The 5196-nt window shown below is 40.2% G+C and carries 2 protein-coding genes; both read left to right on the top strand.

All coding sequences use genetic code 11. The features are described from left to right. Nucleotides 1-200 precede the first annotated feature (200 nt). Nucleotides 201-4013, top strand: coding sequence for an SIR2 family NAD-dependent protein deacylase (locus KO511_RS15115; RefSeq protein WP_252724397.1), 3813 nt, complete (start codon nucleotides 201-203; stop codon nucleotides 4011-4013). Nucleotides 4014-4517: 504 nt separating this feature from the next. Then, nucleotides 4518-5196, top strand: a 679-nt coding sequence (locus tag KO511_RS15110; RefSeq protein WP_215988240.1) for a hypothetical protein, incomplete at its 3' end; no start/stop codon positions are given.

Below are 5196 nucleotides of genomic sequence, written 5' to 3'. Positions count from 1 at the left end.
ATGTAACCGGAGAAGAGCCATTTTTCTTATCCGAACAAAGGGCATTTCGTCAGAGCTTTCTAAGCTAAATATGATATTGTATTCACATTTAGCTTAGTGCAGCTATTACCAATAGGAGCGCTATCGCCTCTATTGATGCGATTAATCATCGCTTAAGTCACAACACCTAAAAGTTAGGACTTTAAACACAAAAAGGAAACATGATGCGATTCCTCGAAAATGGACCTTCAATACCTGATGAACTCTTATTAGCCAGAGACCAAGGTCGGGTGGTGTTTTTCTGTGGCGCAGGTGTTTCAAGAGCAAAGGCGGGGTTTGCCGATTTTTTTGGGCTAGCTTCATCAGTAACATCTGAGCTTGGTGTAGAAACCAACAGCCCTGCCTTGAAGCTTATAGATGCTGCTAAAGAAATAGCCGCTAGTACTGACGTGGAAGGAGTAGTTTCGGCTGACAGAATATTTGGTTTGCTAGAACGAGAGTTCTTAACGAGCGATATATATAAATCAGTAGCTAAGGCTCTCACACCTGAGGGAGAAGTTGACCTTAGTGCGCACCAAACGATGCTTAAACTAGCTACAACGAATGATGGCATAGTACGTTTGGTAACAACTAACTTTGATCGCTTATTTGATCTTTGCAAACCAGATATACATACCTTTATCCCCCCGAGACTACCTGATCTTAATCATTCCGTTGAATTTAATGGCACTGTATACCTTCATGGCAAAGTAAACGAGGATGGTACAGGTGCTGCAAGCAACGGCTTCGTCCTCTCAAGTTCTGAATTTGGTGATGCTTACTTGGCTAATGGCTGGGCTACTTCATTTGTCAAAGGGATATTGGAAAAATATGTCGTAGTTTTTGTCGGTTATTCTGCGGATGATCCGCCAATTCAGTATTTGTTAGAAGCACTCAATAAAAGCTCAAGTCATCTCAACGATATATACGCATTTCAATCTGGTGATGAAAGTTACGCTAGCTCAAAGTGGCACCATAAGGGGGTAAAAGCGATTGCGTATGACGAAACAAATGGACATATCGCGCTTTGGAACACTTTGGAATCTTGGGCCGAGCGGGCTTCTGACCCGGATGCATGGTATCAAGGAATAATCACAAAAGCTGGAATGGGGCCTCACCTCCTACTGCCCTTTGAACGCGGTCAGATTGCACATATTGTTTCTACATCCGAAGGAACCAAAAAGTTTGCTAATAGTGAAATACTAGCTCCTGCCACTTGGCTTCATGTGTTTGATCCTGAATTGAGATATGAAGCTCCTCGTAGAAACTCATCCGGTGCAGAAAACCTAACTGAGATGGTAGACCCATTTCACTTTTACTCGTTGGATTCGGATCATACACCACAGCATGTTGACCCTAATGACTTTTATAACAAACGTGAAGTTCCCACAGGAGCATGGGATGCATTTGAGTTTAACTCACAAGACATTAAAGGAACACAAGACCAACGTTCTATAAGATTTAGAGGGGATGATTCTAGTTACCCTCAGTTTTCAACCCTGCCTCAAAGGCTCAACTCATTAACATATTGGTTGAGCAGAGTGGCGGAACAGCCAGAAGTAATCTGGTGGGTTACGAAGCAGCAATGCCTTCATCCTTGGGTTCAGTTTGTACTTAAGTCAGAGTGTGAGCGTCGTTCTAAAGATATGGATAGTACAGTCAATGAGGCATGGAGCTATGTTTTGGATGGCTTTGAACAGACTGATAAAGGAGGACACCGCGACTGGTCTACTCTGGAAAGAGCAATAGAAAATAATGGTTGGTGTCCCAGAATATTACGGCAATTTGAAAAGGTAACGAAACCATTCATCAAGGTCACGCCGACTTTCCGCACCCCGAATGAGATCAACTTGGAGCAGATTAGTTTAAGAGACTTAATTCATTTATATGTCCATTACTCAGAACCACCAAGAAGGCTAGAAATTCCTGATGAGTGGATAATTCGTACCGTTGAAGTCCTGAGACGTAACCTAGAGCTTGCTGTTGAACTAGAAAAAGAAATAGGAGGATATGGTCTGAGCCTGAGTTGTTCGTTAACAACCGATAAGAATACAGAGGATGCGTATAGTCCAGCTTACGGTCTATCTGCATGGGTATTGCTGTTTGTTTCTTACTTAGAGGAATTAGTTTTGATTGACCTTGATGCTGCTCGCAAAGAGCTTTCAAGGTGGCCATGCGATGACAGTACTATCTTTGCAAGGTTAAAGATTTGGGCGTTAGGGAAAACCAATCTTGTGCCTAATGAAAGTATTATTACTACTTTAAATCAACTTTCAGACGAAGCATTTTGGCATAGTAATCATGCTAGAGACTTGCTTCTAGCTTTCGTAGCTAGATGGAAAGAACTCGATCAATGTAGCCGTTCCACAATAGAAAATAGAATATTGCAAGGACCTAAACGATGGAAAACCGAAGATGAAAATAGATTTAAGGAACGGAAAGCGATAAATATTCTTGATAGAGTAACTTGGCTTAAACAAAATGGTTGTGAGTTAACAATAGCAACAGATAAGTTAGTTGATATGCTAAGAGATGATGCGCCGGAATGGAAGCCTGAGTATGCAAAAGATGCAGCGCGCTCCTTTGCATTTCGCAGTGGTATTGTTACGAAAAATACAGACTATTCTTTGTTAGCAGATGAACCAATCGCCTCAATCCTTGAAAGAGCAAGTGAATTATCTGGTAGGCAAGATGATTTTTTGATTGATAAAGACCCATTTCTTGGTTTATCACAAGAAAAACCGATTCGAGCTTTCAACGCGTTAACTTGTTCGGCAAAAAAGGGAAACATTGTTGACTGGGCTTGGGATACTTTCCTTTATTCTGAAGCTCGTAAGAATGATAAACCCCGATTTATGGCATTAATTGCAGAGCGTTTGTCTGGTTTTACCAGTGACGACTTGGCAAAAATACTTCGTTCAGTATCAAGCTGGTTTGAGAAATCTACTAGCGTACTTGCTGATAATTATTATGCTACATACTATAAATTAGCGTTTAAATTAGTTGATGCAATGTCGATACAACCTGCCAAGGGTGAATCTTCAATAATTCGAGGTAGTAAAGCCCCTGATTGGTCCATGGATTCAATAAACTCGCCAACTGGAAACTTAACTAGTGCAATACTGCAATCACAGCATAGCCGTACTTTTGAATCTGGAGAGTGCTTCACTGGAAATTTATTGTTATTGCTCAACCAATTATTAGCTTTACCTAATGATTTACATCGTTACGCAATGGTTATACTTAGCCGCAGTTTAAGTTGGTGCTTTTGGGTTGATCCTGACTGGACTCAACGGCACTTACTTTCTGCCTTAAACTCTTCTTCCGAAGAAGACCGTCAGGCATTTTGGGCTGGTGTTTTATGGGGAGGAGTTTGCGGGAAAGAACTATTCACCATTTTGAAGCCAAGTATTCTGGAATTGGCATATTCGGGAGAAGTTGAAAGCAGAGGTCATCAGGATGCTATTGTGGGATTGATTTTCTCAGCTTGGAAAATTAAAGATGAGGATCAAAGGTGGGTATCTGATCTTGAATTAAAAGAAGTATTAATTAAATCAAGTGATGACTTTAGGTGTGGGATATTATGGCAAGCAAGGCATGGAGATAGTGAAGACAAAGAGCATTGGTTACTACCATTCAGAAAACTTATCTCAAATGTTTGGCCTAAACAGCTTGCTGCTAAATCACCCGCTGTATCTGAACGCCTTTGTAATATCGCATTTTGGGCAGAAGAACACTTCCCTGAAATTGTAAACCTAATCACTCCGTTCTTAACGAAATTAGAACGCGCTAACCACATCTACCTAAATGACGACAACGTACTTAAAAAATATCCTAATGATCTTTTGTTACTTCTGAACATCGTATTACCTGATGATGTTAACAAATGGCCTTACTACATTGGGGAGTATTTAGATCAAATGATAGAAGCTAGTACCGAGTTAAGTGATGATGAACGCTTTATCGAACTCAAAAGAAAATGGGATGCAAGGTGAGTCGATTTTAACAAATATTTGAGATTTTAAGTTACTTTTTCTTATCGGAGTAAGGCGCGTTAGAGCGATATATCTAACGCGTTTTTGTCCATATTTTAGCTAGCTGTACCTTATTAAAGAACCCGCGAAATGGGATCTGACCCCACCATCAAATTCCTGCCCTTTCGTGCAATATTAATCTTGTTCTTGTTCTTGTTCTTGATGTCTTTTTTGCACATGCTGAACAGGTTCATACTGCCAAATTTGTAGAGCTCGTCAAATCATTATTTGACTTGTTGTAAGCCCCAGTCACGCTCAGGTTTTCTGAATATTGCATACTTTTTCACAAGAATTCATTAGACGCGATTTATTAAACCTATAGATAATGATTTTCTTTAATGAATCAATTGTGCGCCTTTGTGAGTAGTGCTTTGAATCCATGCCATGTGCTTTTGAAGTTAAGCTAGGGTCGGTAATGCTCCCGCACAATCAATACCTGATTTATTTAGTTAAACATAGTGGTTAATGATGCGAATTTTTGGTCAAACAATTACCTCAAATATTTTCTCCAAGAGTGATAAAAGTCATAAATCAGCTTTACCTAAATGGCAAAAGCTACAAGAAGACACACTCAAAACTGTGGATGCATATAAGAGAATGGGTCGTGATAGAGTTGATACTGCCCATATAAAGCCAAAGCAATTCTTAGTACATACCATACGTGACTTCAAACAAGAATCACCACTACTAAGCCAAAAAGCGGAAGAGCTTTTGTCCTCTTGGGATGTTGTCAGCACTTCGGTTGTAGAAACAGGGCAACACTTTAAATCACAATGGGCTGATGTCGGTTTGATTCTGGCAGCGCCAGCTCAAAATATCATTTCAACTTCCCCACATGATGTGCAATTTCAAAACCACGCTGGAAATGAGGTAGATAAGCCCAAAAATACTTATGCCCTGACCGAAAGCTACTTCAAAGGGCAAGGAAAGCAAGGTTACACTCCTGAAGGTGGGACATATGCAAAGGTTGACGCTCCTAGAAGTGTTATCGATAGCACTAACGGTAAATACAACGAAGTGCTGGTAGTAGGAAAACCCAACATAAGAACTTATGAAGGTTATAACGCGACCAAAAACGTAAAAGTTTGTGGCATCTATTGCCATCAAATGCTCAATGAGAATAAAGCTAAAAATCTATCAACCT

The organism is Vibrio hepatarius (assembly GCF_018860525.1).
GTDB lineage: Bacteria > Pseudomonadota > Gammaproteobacteria > Enterobacterales > Vibrionaceae > Vibrio > Vibrio hepatarius_B.
Note: the sequence above shows the minus strand (reverse complement) of the source record. Positions and strands in the feature narration are given on the sequence as shown.

Coding starts and splice junctions, on each gene's coding strand:
- KO511_RS15115 (WP_252724397.1), top strand. CDS start 201: ATGATGCGATTCCTCGAAAATGGACCTTCAATACCTGATGAACTCTTA.